General features: G+C 62.1%; 19 protein-coding genes. 8 read left to right on the top strand and 11 right to left on the bottom strand.

The window, feature by feature from the left end; genetic code table 11:
• Nucleotides 1-181: 181 nt before the first annotated feature.
• Nucleotides 182-1,879 (bottom strand): diguanylate cyclase domain-containing protein, encoded by a 1,698-nt coding sequence (locus BLW80_RS09965; RefSeq protein WP_093757796.1) that lies wholly within the window; start codon nucleotides 1,877-1,879, stop codon nucleotides 182-184.
• Between the two features lie 75 nt (nucleotides 1,880-1,954).
• Between BLW80_RS09965 and BLW80_RS09960 the strand changes: the two genes are divergently transcribed.
• Both BLW80_RS09960 and BLW80_RS30590 read left to right on the top strand, forming a co-directional pair.
• Nucleotides 1,955-2,683 (top strand): YggS family pyridoxal phosphate-dependent enzyme, encoded by a 729-nt coding sequence (locus BLW80_RS09960; protein ID WP_093757795.1) that lies wholly within the window; start codon nucleotides 1,955-1,957, stop codon nucleotides 2,681-2,683.
• Nucleotides 2,684-2,830: 147 nt separating this feature from the next.
• Nucleotides 2,831-3,928 (top strand): YXWGXW repeat-containing protein, encoded by a 1,098-nt coding sequence (locus BLW80_RS30590; RefSeq protein ID WP_210185315.1) that lies wholly within the window; start codon nucleotides 2,831-2,833, stop codon nucleotides 3,926-3,928.
• An 86-nt stretch (nucleotides 3,929-4,014) separates the two neighbouring features.
• Here the strand turns inward: BLW80_RS30590 and BLW80_RS09950 are convergent, their stop codons facing one another.
• The gene (locus BLW80_RS09950) at nucleotides 4,015-4,524 is read right to left on the bottom strand and encodes a L,D-transpeptidase family protein (RefSeq protein ID WP_502688589.1); all 510 of its coding nucleotides are present in this window, start codon (nucleotides 4,522-4,524) and stop codon (nucleotides 4,015-4,017) included.
• A 249-nt stretch (nucleotides 4,525-4,773) separates the two neighbouring features.
• Here BLW80_RS09950 and BLW80_RS09945 point away from each other — a divergent pair, with 249 nt between their 5' ends.
• Both BLW80_RS09945 and BLW80_RS09940 read left to right on the top strand, forming a co-directional pair.
• The gene (locus tag BLW80_RS09945; protein ID WP_068730214.1) at nucleotides 4,774-5,460 is read left to right on the top strand and encodes a response regulator transcription factor; all 687 of its coding nucleotides are present in this window, start codon (nucleotides 4,774-4,776) and stop codon (nucleotides 5,458-5,460) included.
• Between the two features lie 72 nt (nucleotides 5,461-5,532).
• Entirely contained in the window at nucleotides 5,533-5,982 is a 450-nt protein-coding gene (locus tag BLW80_RS09940; RefSeq protein WP_093757793.1) for a cyclic nucleotide-binding domain-containing protein, read from the top strand.
• A 6-nt stretch (nucleotides 5,983-5,988) separates the two neighbouring features.
• Here the strand turns inward: BLW80_RS09940 and BLW80_RS09935 are convergent, their stop codons facing one another.
• From BLW80_RS09935 to tesB, 8 genes are all read right to left on the bottom strand, one after another.
• Entirely contained in the window at nucleotides 5,989-6,804 is an 816-nt protein-coding gene (locus BLW80_RS09935; protein ID WP_068730212.1) for an exodeoxyribonuclease III, read from the bottom strand.
• A 66-nt stretch (nucleotides 6,805-6,870) separates the two neighbouring features.
• On the bottom strand, nucleotides 6,871-7,725 hold the full coding sequence (locus BLW80_RS09930; RefSeq protein ID WP_349633095.1) for an outer membrane lipoprotein carrier protein LolA: 855 nt from the start codon (nucleotides 7,723-7,725) through the stop codon (nucleotides 6,871-6,873).
• Nucleotides 7,726-7,918: 193 nt separating this feature from the next.
• Nucleotides 7,919-10,405, bottom strand: a complete 2,487-nt coding sequence (locus BLW80_RS09925) for a DNA translocase FtsK (RefSeq protein ID WP_093757792.1) — start codon at nucleotides 10,403-10,405, stop codon at nucleotides 7,919-7,921.
• Nucleotides 10,406-10,443: 38 nt separating this feature from the next.
• Nucleotides 10,444-11,673 carry an aminotransferase class I/II-fold pyridoxal phosphate-dependent enzyme gene (locus BLW80_RS09920; RefSeq protein ID WP_093757791.1) on the bottom strand — a complete coding sequence of 410 codons (1,230 nt, stop codon included), beginning with the start codon at nucleotides 11,671-11,673 and terminating at the stop codon, nucleotides 10,444-10,446.
• Between the two features lie 295 nt (nucleotides 11,674-11,968).
• The gene (locus tag BLW80_RS09915; protein WP_089263149.1) at nucleotides 11,969-13,408 is read right to left on the bottom strand and encodes an ammonium transporter; all 1,440 of its coding nucleotides are present in this window, start codon (nucleotides 13,406-13,408) and stop codon (nucleotides 11,969-11,971) included.
• A gap of 54 nt (nucleotides 13,409-13,462) precedes the next feature.
• Nucleotides 13,463-13,801: a P-II family nitrogen regulator gene (locus tag BLW80_RS09910; protein WP_068730208.1), complete on the bottom strand. Its 339-nt coding sequence runs from the start codon at nucleotides 13,799-13,801 to the stop codon at nucleotides 13,463-13,465.
• Between the two features lie 469 nt (nucleotides 13,802-14,270).
• Complete coding sequence (locus BLW80_RS09905) at nucleotides 14,271-14,609, bottom strand: P-II family nitrogen regulator (protein ID WP_089263151.1); 339 nt, start codon at nucleotides 14,607-14,609, stop codon at nucleotides 14,271-14,273.
• Nucleotides 14,610-14,777: 168 nt separating this feature from the next.
• Nucleotides 14,778-15,653: an acyl-CoA thioesterase II gene (gene tesB, locus BLW80_RS09900; protein WP_089263153.1), complete on the bottom strand. Its 876-nt coding sequence runs from the start codon at nucleotides 15,651-15,653 to the stop codon at nucleotides 14,778-14,780.
• A gap of 142 nt (nucleotides 15,654-15,795) precedes the next feature.
• On the opposite strand from tesB, the gene BLW80_RS09895 reads away from it, so the two are divergent.
• A complete protein-coding gene (locus BLW80_RS09895) occupies nucleotides 15,796-17,016 on the top strand; it encodes a ubiquinone biosynthesis hydroxylase (protein WP_089263155.1) in 1,221 nt (406 codons plus the stop codon).
• A 25-nt stretch (nucleotides 17,017-17,041) separates the two neighbouring features.
• Here the strand turns inward: BLW80_RS09895 and BLW80_RS09890 are convergent, their stop codons facing one another.
• Nucleotides 17,042-18,004 carry a LysR family transcriptional regulator gene (locus BLW80_RS09890; RefSeq protein WP_244528085.1) on the bottom strand — a complete coding sequence of 321 codons (963 nt, stop codon included), beginning with the start codon at nucleotides 18,002-18,004 and terminating at the stop codon, nucleotides 17,042-17,044.
• 87 nt (nucleotides 18,005-18,091) lie between these two features.
• On the opposite strand from BLW80_RS09890, the gene gstA reads away from it, so the two are divergent.
• Genes gstA through BLW80_RS09875 form a run of 3 tightly spaced genes read left to right on the top strand, consistent with a single transcriptional unit; the run spans nucleotide 18,092 to nucleotide 19,765 of the window.
• Nucleotides 18,092-18,733 carry a glutathione transferase GstA gene (gene gstA / locus BLW80_RS09885; RefSeq protein WP_349633094.1) on the top strand — a complete coding sequence of 214 codons (642 nt, stop codon included), beginning with the start codon at nucleotides 18,092-18,094 and terminating at the stop codon, nucleotides 18,731-18,733.
• A complete protein-coding gene (locus BLW80_RS09880) occupies nucleotides 18,730-19,428 on the top strand; it encodes a glutathione S-transferase family protein (protein ID WP_093757788.1) in 699 nt (232 codons plus the stop codon). The genes gstA and BLW80_RS09880 overlap by 4 nt, the downstream gene beginning before the upstream one ends.
• Nucleotides 19,429-19,435: 7 nt before the next feature.
• Nucleotides 19,436-19,765, top strand: coding sequence for a DMT family transporter (locus BLW80_RS09875; RefSeq protein WP_089263163.1), 330 nt, complete (start codon nucleotides 19,436-19,438; stop codon nucleotides 19,763-19,765).
• The last annotated feature ends 3 nt before the right edge of the window (nucleotides 19,766-19,768 follow it).

Raw genomic sequence — 19,768 nt, 5'->3', positions numbered from 1 at the left:
GGTGTTTTTGAAATCCGCCGGCCGGTTCGAGCGCTTCTCAGATCATGGACGCGCGAACGAGGTCGCAAACCGGTGCTTGCTCGGGCTGAATTCGCGCTTGAGGCCGGGGACTAGGCCATAAAAGGCCGCGTTAGGTCAATGGTTTAAGACAAGAAACGGGACCAGGGGCGGGCCCGCAGTCTCACCCCGCCAGCGACACGGCCGTGCCATATGCCCGCACAAAGCCGTGCTCAACCACGGTGTTGCGGCCACGCCGTTTGGCGGCGTAGAGCGAGGCATCGGCTGCCTCGATCAAATCGTTCGCCGTCTCCAGCGTAGCTGGCATCGTCGAGGCCACGCCGACACTGACCGTGACCCGCTGATGTGCGCTGGTGGCATGGGAGACCGCCAGGTTCCAGATTGCCGCGCGTACTATTTCGCCGATCTGGATGCCGCGGGCGACCTCGGTGCCCGGCAGCAGCAGGCAGAATTCCTCGCCGCCATAGCGTCCGGCAAAGCCCGAGCAGCGATCGGCCAGGCTGGAGAGAGCTTCGCCGACGCGCGCCAGGCAAGCATCGCCTTCGGGATGGCCATAGGTGTCGTTGAAGAGTTTGAAGTGATCGACGTCGATCATCAGCAGCGTCAGATGGTCGCCGGATTGCTGGGCTTTCAGCCATTCGAAATCGAGGCGGCTCTGGAAGCCGCGCCGATTGGCAAGGCCAGACAGCATGTCGATGGAGGCAAGCACCGTGAGCTGCTCGTTGCTGGCGCGCAATTCGCGTTCGCGACCACGCAACTGCGCCGCCATGCCGTAAAATGCGCGTGCCAGCGGTACGAACTCGGCCGGCAGCTTGTTCCGCGCTACGCGGGCCGACCAGTCGCCGCGACCGAAGCGCTGCGCCATGGTCTCCATCATCTGGATCGGCTTGATGATCAGTCGCTCCGCAACCACCAGCGCGCCAAGCAGAACGAACAGGCAAACGAAGGCGAGCTGCAAATAGGCGGTGCGGATCTCGCGATCGGCAACCGCCGAGACTCGGGCCTCGTCGATGCTGACGATCAATTGCGCGCCGGTACCGGGGATTGTCGCGAATGATACGGTGCGCTGTGAACCGTCACTGGCGCTGAATGACAGCGAACCGGTCTGCTTATCCGTATTGCGCAGATGCGCTTCGATCATCGGCAATAGAGCAAGGTCTTCCATCGGCCGACCAATCGCGCTGGCGTTTGTCGGCGGCGCTGCAAGCACGGTACCAGCATGATCGACCAGCAGTGTCGTGACACCGGGCCGGTCGCCGAGATTGCCCATGATCTTCGACATCCAGTCGAGATTCACCGCCGCCAGTACCACGGCATCGTCGTCCTTAGTCAGGCCCGGTGCGAGATAGGCAGCCATCACTGTCGGCTGGTTCGTCAAGCGGCTGAACATATAATCGCTGACGACAAACTCACCGGTCGCTATCGCTTTCTTGAAATAGGGGCGATCGCTGAAATCGAATCTCTGCTCGATGACTTCCGGCCAGGTCGAGCACATGGCGATGCCATCCGCACCGGCCACTGTCAGGCTGCGCAGCCACGGCATATCGCCGCGGAGGCTCGCCCGCATGATGGCGCAGCTCCGATTCACCTGAGCGGCCGACGTATAGATGTAGGCGGATGATTTCAGCACGGCCTCGATCGAGGCGAAGACTTCGCGCTGTGCATCGGCGCTGTGCTGGGCGACGCCAGCGAAATCACGCGCGGCCGTCGCGATCTGGTGGGTACGCGTCGCATCGAGTGAGCGAATTCGCTCCGCCATTAATGGCCCGACCAGAATGAGGGCCAACAGGACCAGTCGAGCGCGAATGCCGAGAGCTCCCCTGAGCCTCGCTTTATTGCGGTTAATACCGATGCGTGACATCTTCGATCCCTAAGCCCCGCGGACATAGGTACTCCAAAGCCTTCAAAAAGCCTTTCCCGGATTCGTTAAACTGCAATGGATCTCAAGAAAGTTCGCGCCTTGGTTGAAAATAAATCCGTGCAAGAGTCGTCAGGCGTAACGTCTTCTTTACCAACCGACGGACTCGCTTCGGTCGAGTACGATATCTTCCGCGCATGTAACGAAGCGCGGCGGGACCGCAGTTCTGTGACGTTGATCGCGGTGTCGAAGACGTTCGAGGCCGACGCGATCAAGCCGGTGATCGAGTCCGGTCAGCGTGTGTTCGGCGAAAATCGCGTCCAGGAGGCAAAATCCAAGTGGCCTGCGCTGATCGCCACTCAACCCGCGATTGCGTTGCATCTGATCGGACCTTTACAGTCCAACAAGGCCAAGGAAGCGGTCGCCTTGTTCGATGCAATCCACTCGGTCGATCGCCCGAGCATTTGCGAAGCGTTAAGCAAGGAGATGAAGGCGCAGCAGCGGACGCCGCAGCTCTTCGTACAGCTCAACACCGGTGAGGAGCCGCAAAAGGCCGGTATCGCGCCGAGCGAGGCTGATGATTTCCTGGCCCGCTGTCGCGATACCTATGGGCTGACGATTTCCGGACTGATGTGCATTCCGCCGGTTGAGGATGCGCCAGCGCCGCATTTCGCGCTGACGGCGAAGATCGCTGCACGTAACGGATTGACCGGGTTGTCGATGGGCATGAGTGCCGACTTCGCTATCGCCATCCAGTTTGGCGCGACTCATGTGCGCATCGGCTCGGCGATCTTCGGGAAACGGTAGTTCTTCTCACTTCCGTTAATGGGGCCGCAGGCGCTTTGCCTGAACTGAAAAGTTCCCGACGGGCGCCTGAGGGTGCGCCATAATGTCGCACTATTCCGTCTCGACTGTGTCCGGACGCGGGACCCCCGCCCCGCGAGAGGGACAGACATGCGATACTTTCGCTCCGTTACCTGGCTTCTGGCCGCGCTGGTCGTGTTCACCATGCCGGTCGTTGCCATGGCGCAGATCATCAGCATCACGATTGCTCCACCGGAACTGCCGGTCTACGAGCAGCCCGCCATTCCCGCGCCCGGCTATATCTGGACGCCCGGCTTCTGGGCCTATGGTCCGGACGGTTACTACTGGGTGCCCGGCACCTGGGTCGAGCCGCCTCAGGTCGGCCTGTTGTGGACGCCGGGCTATTGGGGCTGGCACGATGGCTATTACGGTTGGAACGCCGGCTATTGGGGAACCCATGTCGGCTTCTATGGCGGCGTCGATTATGGCTACGGCTATGGCGGCGCTGGTTATGGCGGTGGGCGCTGGACCAACGGCGTGTTCGCCTACAACCGGACCGTCAACAATTTCGGCGGCGTCGCGGTGACGAATGTCTACAACCAGACCATCGTCAACAATACGACCAACATCACACGGGTTAGTTTTAACGGCGGCGCTGGCGGCACAACCGCGCAGCCGACGCCGCAAGAGCAGGCCGTCGCGCACCAACCGCACATCGCGGCGACGGCCGTACAGACTCAGCACGAACATATCGCGAGCACCAACAGAGCGCTGCTCGCGTCCGAAAATCATGGGCATCCGGCGATCGCGGCGACTGCCAAACCGGGTGAATTCACCGGCAAAGGGGTCGTGGCAGCGCGGGAGGTCGGGCCGGCCGCCGCACGGCCGGCGGCGGCGCCCGTGCCCGCGGTACTTCCTGCGACCGGTGCCAAACCGCCAGCAAACAGGCCGGTTGCGAACGCAACGCCTGAGAACAAGAGGCCACCGACGACCGTCGCACATGCGACGACCAACGGTGCAGTCCCGCCGAAACCGCTGAACGCGGTAGCCAAGCCACCTGCTATCAGGCCGCCTGTCGCCCAGCACCTGGCGGCTCCCAGGATGGCCGCTGTCGCGAAACCGCCGGCCCCGCCGCATGTTGCCGCCGCGCGGCCAGCATCGCATCCGGTTGCAACTCATCCGGCTCCTCATCCGCCGGCGAGACCGAAGGCCCCGCCGCATAACGATTCGCATAAGAAGCCGGAGTAACCGATCGGTCTGGCCGGGACGTTCTCATCCCCGGTCAGATATTCACGCCTCGCCTGCAAAATTTGAAGACGGAGTCTGCGCCAGATCTACCCAATGACGATGCGCGTCTTCGGTCCGATCCGGGCCAGCAGCCGCAGCATGGCCGGCTTGGTCATCGCCACACAGCCCGCGGTCGGCGCGAATTTCGGGCGGGCCAGATGCAGGAACACTGCACTGCCTCGCCCTGCGATCCGTGGTCTGGTGTTCTGGTCGATCTCGATGATGAAATCGTAGAGATGGTCCTCGCGGGCCAGTCGGTCGCCGTCATTTCCATGATCGAGCCGGACCGGTCGATTGTAGTGCCGATCAGACGGATCCTCGCACCAGCAATCCATCGGCGTGATGGGGCGGATCGGCAGAAAGCTACGCGGACGTGGATTGCGGTCGGCCCGCCACCACAGCCGGATGGGGCGAAACGTCCCACGCGGCGTTCCGCCATCGCCTTCGCGTTTGTTCGCCTTGATTCCGCCGCGGCCGAGCGCGACGGGTATGGTTGTGTGATCGGTCGTCAGCCATCCACGGAGTCTGTCTCCGGCTGACGCGCGAATGTGAACCATAGTCAGCGGTCGATCACGCAAGCTTGTTCGATAAGTGTCTGAAATAACGAGACTTCCCATCCGAATCGCGAACTCCGCCTTGCTATTTACCGCAAATGTTCTATTTCGCGCTGCAGCAGTACATTCGCCGGGAATGTCGCTGATTTTGCGCTAGAATATGCGTTAACGGCGAAGCCTGTCACGATTTCTGGCCCACTGTTTCAGCGCGGCGAACAACGCTCCGCCGCAGCCGTTCAAAGGATTGTCGCAATGCCCAATGCCCGCAAGATCTTGATCGTGGATGACGATACTGATTTGCGCGAGGCGCTGGTCGAGCAGCTGTCGCTGCACGAAGAGTTCGAGGCCTCCGCTGTCGACACCGGCGCCAAGGGCGCTACTGCAGCCAAGGCCAATTCCCCCGATCTGGTGCTGATGGATGTTGGCCTGCCCGACACGGATGGTCGCGAAGTCGTGCGCAGCTTGCGCAAGGGTGGCTTCAAGGCGCCGATCATCATGCTGACCGGCCACGACACCGATTCCGACACCATTCTCGGTCTGGAATCCGGCGCCAATGATTATGTCGCCAAGCCGTTCCGCTTCGCCGTGCTGCTGGCGCGTATTCGCGCGCAGCTCCGTCAGCACGAAGCCAGCGAAGACGCTGTCTTCACCGTCGGTCCCTATAGTTTCCGGCCCGGCTCCAAGATGCTCACCGGCGCCAATGCCAAGAAGGTCCGCCTGACCGAGAAGGAAACCGCGATTCTGCGCTTCCTGTACCGCGCCGGCCAGTTGCCGGTGTCGCGCGAAACGCTGCTGCAGGAAGTCTGGGGCTACAATTCCGGCGTCACCACGCACACGCTGGAAACGCATATCTATCGGCTGCGCCAGAAGATCGAGAAGGACGCCGCCAATCCTGAAATCCTGGTGACGGAAGCCGGTGGCTACAAGTTGGTGCCGTGATACGATTGGGGAGCCGATTCGCCATTAGCTGTTCGGTGCCCTCCTTCGCGCGTCCCGATCACACGGTTCTACATGTCGATCGATGATGATGTAGCCCTGCTTGAGCGCGTCCCGACATTGCGCCTGTTGGGTATCGCCGCTTTGCGCGTGATCGCGATCGGCTCCGAACAGCAGGAATTTGCGCGGGGCTCCGTGTTGTTCCGGCAGGGCGACGATGCCGATTGCGGCTATGTCGTCCAGAACGGCGCATTCCGCATCAGCCTCGACGATGGCAGCGATCATGAGGTGATCGCGGGGCCCGGCACATTGATAGGCGAACTTGCACTGCTGGTAGCGATGCAGCGGCCATCGACGGCGGTCGCCACGGAATATTCCAGCACGATCCGGATCACACGCAGCCTGTTTCAGCGCGTGCTCGACAGCGATCCCGCGGCCGCGCGCCGTCTGCGTGACGACATGGCGACTCGCGTCAGCCAACTCGCCAGCGATGTGACGCTGATCGGCGCCAAGCTCAGCCAGTAACTGATATCAAAGCTCCAGCACCGTCGTGACCGGTACGTGGTCCGACGGCCGCTCCCAGCCGCGTGCATCTGACGTGACGGTGAAGTCGCGGATCGAATCTTTCAGCGCGGACGACACCCAGATGTGATCGAGACGGCGGCCCCGATTCGACGCCGCCCAGTCGGCGGCGCGGTAGCTCCACCACGTGTAGATCTTTTCCGACAGTGGAATGCGTTCGCGCGCGACGTCGATCCAGTTGCCCTCGCTTTGCACGGCGAGCAGCTTTTCGCACTCGATCGGCGTATGCGACACGATTTTCAGCATCTGCTTGTGCGACCACACGTCATTCTCATGCGGTGCCACATTGAGATCGCCGACCAGGATGTGACGCGCATCGCCGCGCGGATGCAGCGGCTCGCAGGTCTTCATCTCGTCGAGGAACGAGAGCTTGTGCGCGAACTTCGCATTCACGTCCGGATCCGGAACGTCGCCGCCGGCAGGCACATAGAAATCATGCACGATCAGCGGCACGGCCATGCCGGCCTTTTCGCCGAACGATACCGAGATGTGGCGTGAGTCCAGATTGTTGCAGAACACGCGGATGTCGCTGCTCTCGAATGGAAGTTTCGAGACGATGGCGACGCCGTGATAGCCCTTCTGCCCGTTCAGCACGACATGGTCATAGCCGAGCTGTTTGAAGCGCTTGAGCGGAAAGGCATCGTCCGGGCACTTGGTTTCCTGCAGACACAGCACATCCGGCTGCATCTCTTCGAGAAACTTGGCGACAAGGTCGATGCGCAATCGCACCGAATTGATATTCCAGGTGGTCAGGGAAAAACGCATGGAAATCCGATGGTGAGACGGCGCAAGCGCGCCTGCTCATCATGAGGGCATCACCTGCAGCGAAAACTAATTCGCGCCGCTGGTGGGATACTTGGTGAAGTCGATCTTGAACAGCCCCGGGTCGGGCTTTTTCGCGGTATCGAGATTGTAGATCGCGACCGTGGTGTCATAGCCCTGCGGGTCGGTGACGGTCCACTGCTTGAGCTGTCCATCCTTGGTGCCGACCATCAGCATCAGGCGCGAGGTGCCGACCAGCGCGTTCTTTTCCTCAATGGTCACCGACGTATAGAGGTCGTCAGCGCTGACGGCGACCACATTGGTGTCCTTCATCAGATCGATGCGATCGGACAGCAGATAGCGCAACGGTGTCTGCGACAGCGGGTAGATGTCCTGGGTTGCCAGCTTGGAATCGCGGACGGCGAGCGACTGGCCGTCGGACACCATGGCGATGGTCGTCGGTGCATCATATTCGAAACGGACCTTGCCGGGCTTCTGGATAAAGAAGTCACCGGTGGTGCGGCTGCCGTCCGGGCCCACCTGAACAAAGTTACCGCTCAGATTGCTGAGCGATGACAGATAGCTGCTTACTTTGCTCGCCTGCGCCTTCTGATTGGCGTCGAAGCTCATGAAAATGCTGGCGGGAACGTTGCGGCGCGGATCCGGAATGATTGGATTCGGTGGCGTGGATGTCGTCGCCGATGTCTTGGGTGCGATTGCAACTGGCGGCCGAACGGCCTGGGGCTCGGAGGCCGACATCTGGAAACTGCCATTGCTGCGCGCCTGCGGTGCAGGTCGCGGCAATGGGATTGACTGGGCATAGGCCGAGGGCGCCACAATGGCGGCGACAAACGTCGCGACGAGGCCGGCTGCGCCGATGCGCAGGAAAGACCGGTCTGCGGCGTGATGGGTCGGGCGTCTCATCAAGGCGTCGTCCTGCTCGGCGGGTTCGGCGCATTTTACCGCGCTTTGCGTCAGAATGGGTACCGGTTTTGCGGTCCGGCCGGTGGTCTCTTGCGCCCCCGCCGCGGCTGGCGCCGCCAGCGCAGGCGCTAACCCGGAGCTGTGGCGATTTCGCGACTCGAAAGCGGGATTGTCCATTGGCAGGGTCAAACTCTCAGAACCCGCTTTCCTCTTCTTCGATCAGAATCTCGCGTTTACCGGCATGGTTGGGCTGACCGACGATGCCTTCGTTTTCCATGCGCTCGATCAGCGACGCTGCGCGATTGTAACCGATCTGCAGCCGGCGCTGGATGTAGCTGGTCGATGCCTTCCGGTCGCGCTTCACGATGGCAACGGCTTGCTGGAACAGATCGCCGCCACCGCCATCGGCGCCCATGCCGGTCGAATCGAATACCGCGCCGTCCTCGCCTTCTTCCGGTTCTTCGGCGGTGACCGCCTCGAGATATTCCGGCTCGCCCTGCGTCTTCAGGTGGCGCACCACCTTCTCGACTTCCTCGTCCGACACGAAAGGACCGTGTACGCGCGAGATGCGACCGCCGCCAGCCATATAGAGCATGTCACCGCGGCCGAGCAGTTGCTCGGCGCCCATCTCGCCCAGGATGGTGCGGCTGTCGATCTTCGAGGTGACCTGGAAGGAAATGCGCGTCGGGAAGTTGGCCTTGATTGTGCCGGTGATGACGTCCACCGACGGACGCTGCGTCGCGAGGACGACGTGCAGACCGGCGGCACGTGCCATCTGCGCAAGACGCTGCACCAGGCCTTCGATGTCCTTGCCGGCGACCATCATCAGGTCGGCCATTTCGTCGACAATGATGACGATATAGGGCAGCGGGGCGAGATCGAGTTTCTCTTCCTCGTAGATCGCCTTGCCGGTTTCCTTGTCGAAGCCGGTGTGAACGGTGCGCGAGAGTTCCTCGCCCTTGGCCTTGGCTTCCACGAGGCGCGCATTGTAGCCGTCGATATTGCGCACGCCGAGCTTGGCCATGCGCTTGTAGCGCTCTTCCATCTCGCGCACAGCCCATTTCAGTGCGACCACGGCCTTCTTCGGATCGGTCACGACGGGCGTCAGCAGATGCGGGATGCCGTCATAGACGGAGAGTTCGAGCATCTTCGGATCGACCATGATCAGGCGACACTGATCCGGCCGCAGCCGATAGACCAGGCTGAGAATCATGGTGTTGATCGCGACTGATTTGCCCGAACCGGTGGTACCGGCGATCAGCATATGCGGGGTGCGCGCAAGATCGATGATGATGGACTCGCCGCCGATATTCTTGCCGAGGCAGAGCGGGAGCTTGATGCTGCCGTCATTGGTGTCCTGCACGGTCAGGAGTTCGCGCAAGTAGACGTTTTCGCGATGCTGGTTCGGCAGCTCGATGCCGATGGCGTTGCGACCGGGGACGACGGCGACGCGGGCAGACAGCGCGCTCATGGAGCGTGCGATGTCGTCGGCAAGGCCGATCACGCGCGACGACTTGATGCCGGGTGCGGGTTCGAGTTCGTACAGCGTGACGACGGGGCCGGGATTGGCTTTGACGATTTCGCCGCGCACGCCGAAGTCCTGCAGCACGCCTTCCAGCGCGCGCGAATTGGCTTCGAGTTCGGCCTTGCTGAGCGGCTTGCGATCCGCGGCCTTCGGCGCGGTGAGCATGCCGACGGAGGGCAGTTCGAACTTGCCGTTGGATTTGCGCACCGGCTCCTTGGCCGAGGATTTCTTGCGCGCCTTCGGGGCGGGCTCCTCTTCCTCTTCTTCTTCCTCGTAGTCGTGCTCTTCGTCCTCGTCGTGATCGCTCTCGTCTTCGTCGCGCGGCGCAATTGACGGGCTGTTACGACGACCGCCGAGGTTCGGTTCCTGACGTTCGAAGGAGGCCGCGCGCACCTTGGGCTCGCTTGCAACCATCTTGCCATAGACCAACGAGAGGAAACGGCCGAGACGCGCCTTCGCGCTCATCACGGCATGCGCGGCCCAGCCAAGCGAGACCGAGATCGAGCTGCGATCGCGGGTTTCGTCTTCCTCGAATGGCTCGTCGTCTTCCTCGATGTCGATCTCGGCAAACTCTTCCTTCGCCTGCGCGCCATAACCGCAGGCGATGAAGAAGGTCACGATCATCGCCGCGCAGAGAATAAAGCCGAGGACGAATCGATAGATGAAGCCGACGGGACCGAAGACTACCGCGGGCGCGCGAAACAGCGCGTCGCCGACCACGCCACCGACGCCGGTCGGCAGGGGCCACGACCCGCCATGCTGCCAACAGCTGGCAAAGCCTGATGCGATGATGGTGCAAAGGACCCAGCAACCGATACGCAGCGCTTCGCGATCGAAATGCCGATGCGTCATCATCCGCCAGCCCCAGACGGCGATGGTGAGAATCATCATGATCGCGCCGAGGCCGAGGATCTGCATCAACAGATCGGCACCGATCGCGCCGGGATAACCGGCGACATTGCGGATCGCACGCGAGGTGGCATGGCTCAGGCTCGGGTCCTGCACCGACCACGTCATCATCGCTGCCGCTGCGACACCCGCAGCGCAGACCAGACCGAAGCCGGCGAGTTCGCGCAGCCGTCGTCCCAGCATCTCGCGAATTGACGCGGGCAGATGGCCGACGAGAGGAATGACGCGTTCGATCGTGGTGCTCATACCGGAGTGCTCATGCGCCCTGCATCAATCCAGGATCTTCAATTCAAAATCTTCACCAGCCGATGCAAAGCCTCGGCTGTCGTTTCACTGTCCTGCACCATGGCCAAACGAATATAGCCGGCGCCGGGATTGCTGCCGTCGGCCTGCGGGCGCGCCAGATAACTTCCGGGCACCACGCGCACGCCGCCATCGCGATACAGTCTCACGGCTGCCTCTTCGTCGCCGCCATATGCGGAGACATCGAGCCACAGACAGAAGCCTCCGGCCGGTCGCTTGTAGCCGTAGCGATTGCCGAGGATCTGATCCGCAAGATCGAACTTCAAGCGGTAGAGCCTGCGATTCTCTTCCACATGTGCTTCGTCGCTATAGGCGGCAACCGCGACCTGCTGCAGCGGTACCGGAACCTGCGGCGCGGCCACATTGCGCAATTCGTGAAACGCGCTCAGGAATTTCTTGTCGCCGGCGACGAAGCCGACGCGCATGCCAGGCAGGTTCGAGCGCTTTGACAGCGATTGAAACGCAACGACATTGGCATAGTCGGGTCCGGCTGACGCCAGCATACTGCCGGGCGCGGCCTGCGTGTAGATCTCCGAATAGCATTCGTCTGATAGCACGATGAAACCGTAGCGCAGCGCGAGGTCGTGCAGCTTCTTGAAGTAAGCGGGCGTCGCGACGGCGCCTTGCGGGTTAGCCGGCGATGCGACGTACATCGCTACCGTGCGTGCCAGCGTCGCCTCATCGAGTGCGTCGAGATCGGGAAGGAAGCCGTTGGCCACTGTGGTCGGCATGAAGATCGGCTCGCAACCCGCGGCGCGCGCACCGGCGCCGTAGGCTGGATAGAACGGATTTGGCAGCAGGATCGCCGGCGTGCCTTTGCGCGGGCCGACAAAGCGCGCGGCCGTGATCGCGGCGAAGAACAGGCCTTCACGGCTGCCATTCAGCACCAGTATTTCGGTTTCAGGATCAAGGCCGCGCGGGAGATTGAAGCGCGTACCCATCCACGTCGCGGCGGCGCGGCGGAATGGCTCGATGCCCTTGGCGATCGGATAGCGGCCGAAATCGGCGATGTGTTTGGCGAGGACCGGCCCAACGAAATCTGGCACCGGGTGCTGCGGTTCGCCCAATGACAGTGTGATCAGCGGTTGGCCGGGCTGATACGGCGCCAGCAATTCCGTCAGCCGCGCAAACGGCGAACGCTCGCCATCGGGCCCAGCCGAGGTCCGGCTGCCAGCGCCTTGCGCCGCGGAGGGAGGAGCGGTGAGTGCCATCAGGAAAACGCCAGTACTTTCAAGGCAGCCGATCGCCCCATGAGATCGGCCGAAACGAGATCAAACCACCATAGATACGGCGAGGTTAAGACGCGATTAACCATCGAGGGGCCGGCCTTGCTATCACGCGTTTAGCGCCCGTCCAGGCCTATGCGGGGATCAGAATGGCCCCCCAAAAAGTGAAAGGCCCCAGCTTGCGCTGGAGCCCTTCGACGGTTGGGACATTGCCGGGTAGTGCCCCAACCGATCCCTTCGTGAGCATCCCGGATCGATGATCCGGGACGGCTCGTGACGCTTACATGTTGTAGGCGCGTTCGGTGTGCTCGGTGACGTCGAGGCCTTCGCGCTCGACTTCAACATTGACGCGGAGACCGACGATCACGTCGACGACCTTGAACAGGATCGCCGAACCGACGCCCGACCACACCAGCGTGGTCGCGACAGCCTTACACTGCGCGATCATCTGGGTGACCATGTCGTAGTCGCCGATCTTGCCGGCGACGTAGTCCATGACACCCGTGCCGCCGAGGGCCGGGTTGACCAGGATGCCGGTGCCAAGCGCGCCGATGATGCCGCCGACGCAATGGACGCCGAACACATCGAGCGAGTCGTCATAGCCGAGCGAGTTCTTCACGACGGTGCAGAAGAACAGGCAGACGACGCCTGCGACCAGACCGAGAACCATCGCGCCCATCGGGCCCGAGAAGCCGCAAGCCGGGGTGACGGCGACGAGGCCGGCAACCGCGCCCGATGCTGCGCCGAGCAGCGATGGGTGACCCTTGGTCATCCATTCCGCGAACATCCAGGCCATCGCCGCAACCGCAGTTGCGAGGAAGGTGTTGGTCATCGCGAGAGCGGCAGTACCCGATGCTTCGAGGTTCGAACCGACGTTGAAGCCGAACCAGCCAACCCACAGCAGGGACGCGCCGATCATGGTCATGGTCAGCGAGTGCGGAGCCATCAGCTCCTTGCCGTAGCCGGTGCGCTTGCCGATGATCAGGCAGCCCACGAGGCCAGCAATGCCGGCGTTGATGTGAACGACGGTGCCGCCAGCGAAGTCGAGAGCGCCCCACAGGAACACCTGACCGGCATCGGCCATGACTTCATCAAGCTTGGCCTGAGCCGCAGCCTTCGCATCGGGAGCCGCAGCCGCAACAGCCTTGGCGGCTGCAACGATGGCGTCCGGACCAGCCCAGTACCAGACCATGTGTGCGATCGGGAAGTAGATCAGCGTCACCCAGAGCGGGATGAACAGCGCAATCGCGGCGAACTTGGTGCGTTCTGCGAAGGCGCCGACGATCAGGCCGGGGGTAATGGCGGCAAAGGTCATCTGGAAGCAGAAGTAGACGAGTTCCGAGATGTTGGCGTCTGCGGTGAACGAAGCAGCCATCGAGTCAGGCGTCACGCCGGCGAGGAACGCCTTCGAGAAACCACCGATATAAGCCGAACCGCCAGTGAACGTGATGCTGTAGCCGTAGAGAGCCCAGATCACCATTACGATGCAAGCGGTGTAGAGGACCTGCATCAACACAGAGAGCATGTTCTTGGAACGAACGAGGCCGCCGTAGAACAGGGCGAGGCCCGGGACGGTCATCAACAGAACCAGCACCGTCGAGGTCATCATCCAGGCGTTATCGCCCTTGTTGACCGTCGGATCGGCGTAAGCCGCAGTTGCGGCGAACAGGCCAACGGCGAGTGCCGCCAATCCCGCGCCAGAGGGACGCTTAAACGTCATTGTGTTTGACTCCTGATTGAAGAATGGGTGAGCGCGAAATCCGAGGAATTCGACTTAGAGGGCTGCAGCATCGGCCTCGCCGGTGCGGATGCGAACCGCGTGGTCGAGGTTGATGACGAAGATCTTGCCGTCGCCGATCTGGCCGGTCTTGGCGGCGGTGGTGATGGCTTCGATGGTCTTGTCGACCTGATCGGAAGCGACAGCCACCTCGATCTTGATCTTGGGCAGGAAGCTCACCGCATATTCAGCGCCGCGATAAATTTCCGTATGGCCCTTCTGCCGGCCATATCCTTTGACTTCCGTCACCGTCAAACCATGAACGCCAATGGCGGTCAGGGCATCACGGACTTCCTCAAGCTTGAATGGCTTGATGATCGCCATAACAATTTTCATGGGTCCTATCCCCGCTTGGGCCCGACCGAAAACCGACCGGGCGATCTCGACTGAGGTTCACCACGCGGAGAAGTTCACTACGCGGGCACAGCCAGACCAGATAGAATCAAATGCCGTGCCAGATCGGCGGAATTCTCTAACGGTTTATGAATCCCCAGCTTTTCGCGTTTCTCACGTGATGAGACAGAGTGCGCTATTCGGTCGCGCCCAAACTCTAGCCAATCCTGCCCAAAATGGAAGCATGACAGGCTCTCGACATATTCCTGCTTAGGCGGCGGGCAGCCCAGAGGTGCCCAAATACGTCAATCCGAGGCAAAAAACTCGAAATTGTCTAATCTGCAGGCCTTCCAACTGGCGCGCGTGGAATCGACATGGTTCAACCGGGCAAGACCGTAGAGCCCTTCGGGCGTATTCGAGCGGACTGTGAGAGCAGTTCTGGCTGAAAGCCCAGTGGGCGCTGGCTTATTGCCTAAAGCGCGTCGCTGTCGGTCTCGCCGGTGCGGATACGCAGGGCGTGGTCGATCGGGGTCACGAAGATCTTGCCGTCGCCGATCTGGCCGGTCCGGGCTCCGGTGGAGATGACCTCGACCGCCTTGGCCGCGAGGTCGGACGCCACAGCGATTTCGAGGCGCAGTTTGGGCAGGAAGTTCACAATATACTCGGCGCCGCGATACATCTCGGTATGGCCCTTCTGCCGGCCATAGCCCTTCACTTCGGTCACCGTCATGCCGTGGACGCCGATGGCCGTCAGAGCCTGACGCACTTCATCGAGCTTGAAGGGTTTGATGATCGCGACCACGAGCTTCATGCAGGATTCCTCTTCGGGGGCGGTGTACGACCCTGCTTACGCAATCAGACAGCTTTATGCCATCCCCGTTGGCATGGCGCGTGGAAATTGGGCGGCGACCTGCCTTCGGGGCGGGCCGTTTGCACGCCAAGACGGCGAAGCGGGATTCATGGCTGGAAGCGGAGCAACTTACGTCGCCGGCTTCTCGCGGCGCTCGCGCACTGAGCCTTCCTGCGCCACGGTCGCCACCAGCGTGCCGTCGGGCTTGAAGATCAGGCCGCGCGCGAGGCCGCGACCGTTCTGGGCGCTCGGCGAATCCTGACTGTAGAGCAGCCATTCGTCGGCGCGGAACGGGCGGTGAAACCACATGGCGTGATCGAGACTGGCCGCCATCGCCTGACCGTCGAACAAAGTGCGGCCATAGCGGGCCATGATGGAATCGAGCAGCGAAAAGTCCGACGCATAGGCCAGCGCGCACATATGGAGCGCCGGATCGTCCGGCAGCTTCGCGGCGGTACGAATCCAGAAATTAATCCGCCCCTCCGGAATCTTCTCGCCAGCATAACGCTGGAATTCCACCGGACGCAGCTCGATCGGCCGATCGGACTCGTAATAGCGGCGGATGAAATCGGGCATCTTCTCGATGATCGGATGTTTCGACAGCTCTTCCGCAGTGAGCTTGTCCGGCGGCGGCACGTCCGGCATCGGATCCTGGTGGTTGAACGAGTCCTCCTCCTCGGCGTGGAACGACACCATCATCGAGAAGATCGCATGGCCGTGCTGGATCGCGGTGACACGCCGGGTCGAATAGCTCTTGCCGTCGCGCAGGCGCTCGACCTCGTAGACGATCGGAATCTGCGGGTCGCCGGGCAGAATGAAATAACAATGCAGCGAATGCGGCATGCGGCCTTCGACGGTGCGGCACGAAGCCACCATGGCCTGGCCGATCACCTGGCCGCCGAACACCCGCTGCCAGCGCGTTTTCGGGCTGCGCCCGCGGAACATGTTCACCTCGATGGTCTCGAGATCGAGGATATCGATCAGATCGATCAGGCTCTTGGACATGTCGGCATCTTTCGCTCAGCGGCAATATTAAGGGAGGTTTACCAAGACCTTGGCCGTGCAGGCCCCGGTCCCATTGCCGCCCTTGTTTCGCGATCCTGTTTCGCCCAGCTATAAGCGCGTGGCAACAGCGAGAACGGATATCATGGCGGCACAACGAGGCATTGTCATCGGCGGCGGAGCCTTCGCCGGACTGGCGCTGGCTTTGGCGTTGCGGCAGGGGCTTGGCCCCGATCTGCCGATCATTGTCGCCGATCCCGCGCTGGCGAACCGGCCGAGCCGCGATCCGCGCGCCACGGCCATCGTTGCTGCCTGTCGGCGGCTGTTTGATGCTCTCGGTGTCTGGGATGCTGTGGCTGCCGAAAGCCAGCCGATTCTCGACATGGTCGTCACCGATTCCAAGCTGGAAGACGCCACCCGTCCGACCTTCCTGACCTTCGGCGGCCATGTGGAGCCGGGCGAGCCGTTCGCACATATGGTCGAAAATCGCCGGCTGATCGACGAACTCGTGATCCGCGCCGAAGCGGCGGGCGTCGACCTGCGTGCGACCGCGGTGACGACATTCGATTCACGGGCCGACGGTGTCAGCGTCACGCTCGGGGATGGCAGTGTGATCGAGGCAGCTCTTCTTGTCGCTGCCGATGGCGCGCGCTCGAAGCTGCGCGAGCGTGCGGGCATCGCGACCCATGGCTGGGATTATGACCAGTCCGGTATCGTCGTCACTGTCGGCCATGAGCGCGATCATGACGGACGTGCCGAAGAACACTTCCTGCCCGCCGGGCCGTTTGCAATTCTGCCTTTGACTGGCAAGCGTTCGTCGCTGGTGTGGACCGAGAAGCGCGCGGAAGCCGCGCGCATCGTCGCTTTGCCAGATGATGAATTCCATGCCGAGCTCGAGCAGCGGTTCGGCCTGCATCTCGGCGAGGTCAAAGCGCTCGACAAGCCGCGGGCCTTTCCGCTCGGCTACTTCGTCGCGCGCTCCTTCATCGGCGAACGGTTGGCGCTGATCGGCGACGCCGCACATGTGATCCATCCGATCGCGGGGCAGGGACTCAATATGGGTCTGAAGGATGTCGCGGCATTGGCAGAGACCATCGTCGATGCTGCACGTCTTGGGATGGATTTCGGCCAGAGCGATGTGCTGGAGCGCTACCAGCGCTGGCGCCGCTTCGACACCATGACAATGGGTGTCGCCACCAATGTGCTCAACGTCCTGTTCTCGAACGATCTGCCATTCGTGCGCAGCATCCGCGACATCGGTCTCGGCATCGTCGACCGGCTGCCGCCGCTGAAGGGCGCGTTCATCAAGCAGGCGGCGGGATTGTCGGGCGAAGTGCCGCGGCTATTGAAGGGTGAGGCGCTGTAGTCAGCATGTCATGCGGTTACGCCGCTCAACGTGGTGAAGGTGTCTGCTTCTTCTCGCCTTCGAACAGTGGGCGCTCGCGGATCAATCCTTCGCCGACGAGATCGAAGAAGGCCCTGACGCGCGCCGTATTCTTCAAATCCGCATGAGTCACGATCCAGAGTTCACCCTCAAGTTCCTTGAGGGGCTCAGATAGTGCTCTTGCCACCCCGGCGTCGTGATCTGCGAGATAGCACGGCATTAGCGCGAGCCCGATGCCGGCCTTCGCTGCGACGAGCTGGTTGACCAGACTGTTTGTCCGATAGACGAAGGCCTTCGATGGCGCGGTGCGCGACAGCCAGTCGGCGGCCCCGATGCCTGATGTTGTTTCCTCCCAGCCGATCAAGGAATGGCGATCGATCTCGGATGGATTCGATAACGGGCCGCCAATTGCCTCGAGATAGGCAGGGGCCGCATAGAGCCCCCACGCGATGGCCGACAGTCTGCGTCCCCAAAGATCGCCTTCCTTCGGACGGATGGGGCGCAATGCAATGTCGGCTTCGCGGCGCGACAGGCTCAGTACGCGGTTGTCGATCATCAGCTCCACGACGATGCCGGGGTGAGCCTGCTGGAACGCGGCGAGAAGCGGCGTCAGCCGGCTATAGGCCAGCGTTTCGGACGACGTGACCGTCAGGCGGCCGGACAGACGATGATCGCGACCGGATATGTCGCGATCAAGCGCCAGCGCCTCGTCCTCCATGCGCTCCGCGCCGGCAGCCATCCGCGCGCCAGCCTCCGTCGCTTGGTAGACGCCGCCTGGAAGCCGTTCGAATAGTCGCACGCCAACCTTGTCCTCCAACGCTTTCAGGCGGCGGAAGGCCGTGGAGTGATCGACGCCGAGTGTTATCGCCGCCGCCGTCAGATTGCCCGCTCGTTGGATGGCGAGCGCCAGCCGAAGTTCGTTCCAATCATCCATGCCGACGAAGATAGCAGTGTGGCTGCTTGCAGTCACGCAAGCGTCGCTGGCGAAATGCCAATGGGACTTGCGTTTGCGCGGGCGCTACCTTGCTGGTGCGATAGCGACCCCACGACGGATGCAATGAAAGATCCAACCATGAAGCTCTATTACGCCACCGGTACCTGTTCGCTCTCGCCGCACATTGTTGCGAACGAGGCGGGTATCCCGCTTGAACTCGTGCGGGTGGATATCCGGAAGTCGCCCCACGTCACCGAGGCGGGCAGCGACTATTCGGCGGTGAACCCGAATGGCTATGTGCCGGCGCTGGCGCTCGATGACGGCACAGTGCTGACCGAGGGCACCGCGATCGTTCAATACCTTGCGGACCTCAAACCCGAGAGCAGGTTGGCGCCGCCTGCCGGCACACCGCAGCGTGTCGACCTGCAATCCTGGCTCAATTTCATTGCCACCGAACTCCACAAGATGTTCAGCCCGTGGCTGTTTCACCCCGAATATGGCGCGCAGGCGGCAGATGTTGCACGCGCAAAGATCGCAGAGCGGCTGGCGTCGGTCGAGCGCCATCTGGCGGCGGGCAGGCCGTTCCTGCTCGGAGAAAGCTTCACGGCGGCCGATGCCTATCTGTTCACGATCGTCGGGTGGTCCAACTTCGCCAAGGTAGATCTGTCCAACTTTCCATATCTGCGCGACTTCATGGCTCGCGTCGAAGCGCGGCCCGCCGTGCAGCAGACCATGCGCGCCGAGAGAATAAAGGTGAGCGCATGACCGTGGATCGGCCAGACGCGACAGCACTGACGCTCGTCAGCCATCATCTCTGCCCTTACGTGCAGCGAGCGGCCATCGTGCTTGCTGAAAAGGGTGTCCGTTTCGAGCGACGCTATATCGATCTAGCGCACAAGCCGGACTGGTTTTACGTGATCTCGCCGCTGGGCAAGGTTCCGCTTCTGCTTGTCCGGCGCGACGGCAATGACACCGCCGCACTCTTCGAGAGCACGGTGATCTGCGAATATATCGAAGAGACGCAGATGGACGTGCGGCTTCACCCATCCGATCCGCTCGAACGAGCCGGGCACCGTGGTTGGATCGAGTTCGGCTCGTCGATCCTCGCTGATTTGTGGGGATTCGAGACGGCCACTGACGCGAACGGCTACGAAGCGAAGCGGAAGATGTTGGCCGGCAAATTCGGTCGCATCGAGAACGTGCTAACCGCAGCGCCGTTTTTCGCGGGGGAGCACTTTAGTATGGTCGATGCGGTTTACGCGCCGATCTTCCGCTACTTCGATGTGTTCGATAGCATCGCTGACACGGAAGTCTTCGCCCACACACCCAAGGTTCGGGCATGGCGCGCAGCGTTACGCGGACGTCCGAGCGTAGCGAATGCCGTCACGGCCGACTACGCCGACCGGCTGCGCGCATTCCTCGCTGAGCGGGACGCACATCTTCTCAAGATCGCAGCATGAGGCAGCCATGAGCCAGGGTGTCGCATGGCTGCTGCTGATCGTGGCCGGGCTTCTCGATGTGGCGTGGGCGATCTCGATGAAATATGCCGCGGGTTACACCCGCCTGGGCTGGACCATCCTGTCGTTGATCTTCCTCGCCGCGTTCGTCTATCTGCTCGGCCGGGTTCTGGAGGTTTTGCCGGTGGGGTCCGCCTACGCGGTATGGGTCGGGATCGGTGCAGCCGGGACGGTCTTGTTCGGAAGCGTGCTGTTTGGCGAGTCGATGACTCTGCTGCGCGGCGGCGGGGTCGCCCTCATCGTCGCGGGAATCGTCGCCTTGAGATTTGCGCCGGCATGAGCC

This window comes from Tardiphaga sp. OK245, from assembly GCF_900108575.1.
GTDB classification, from domain to species: domain Bacteria; phylum Pseudomonadota; class Alphaproteobacteria; order Rhizobiales; family Xanthobacteraceae; genus Tardiphaga; species Tardiphaga robiniae.
This window is presented reverse-complemented; position numbering and strand designations above follow the sequence as displayed.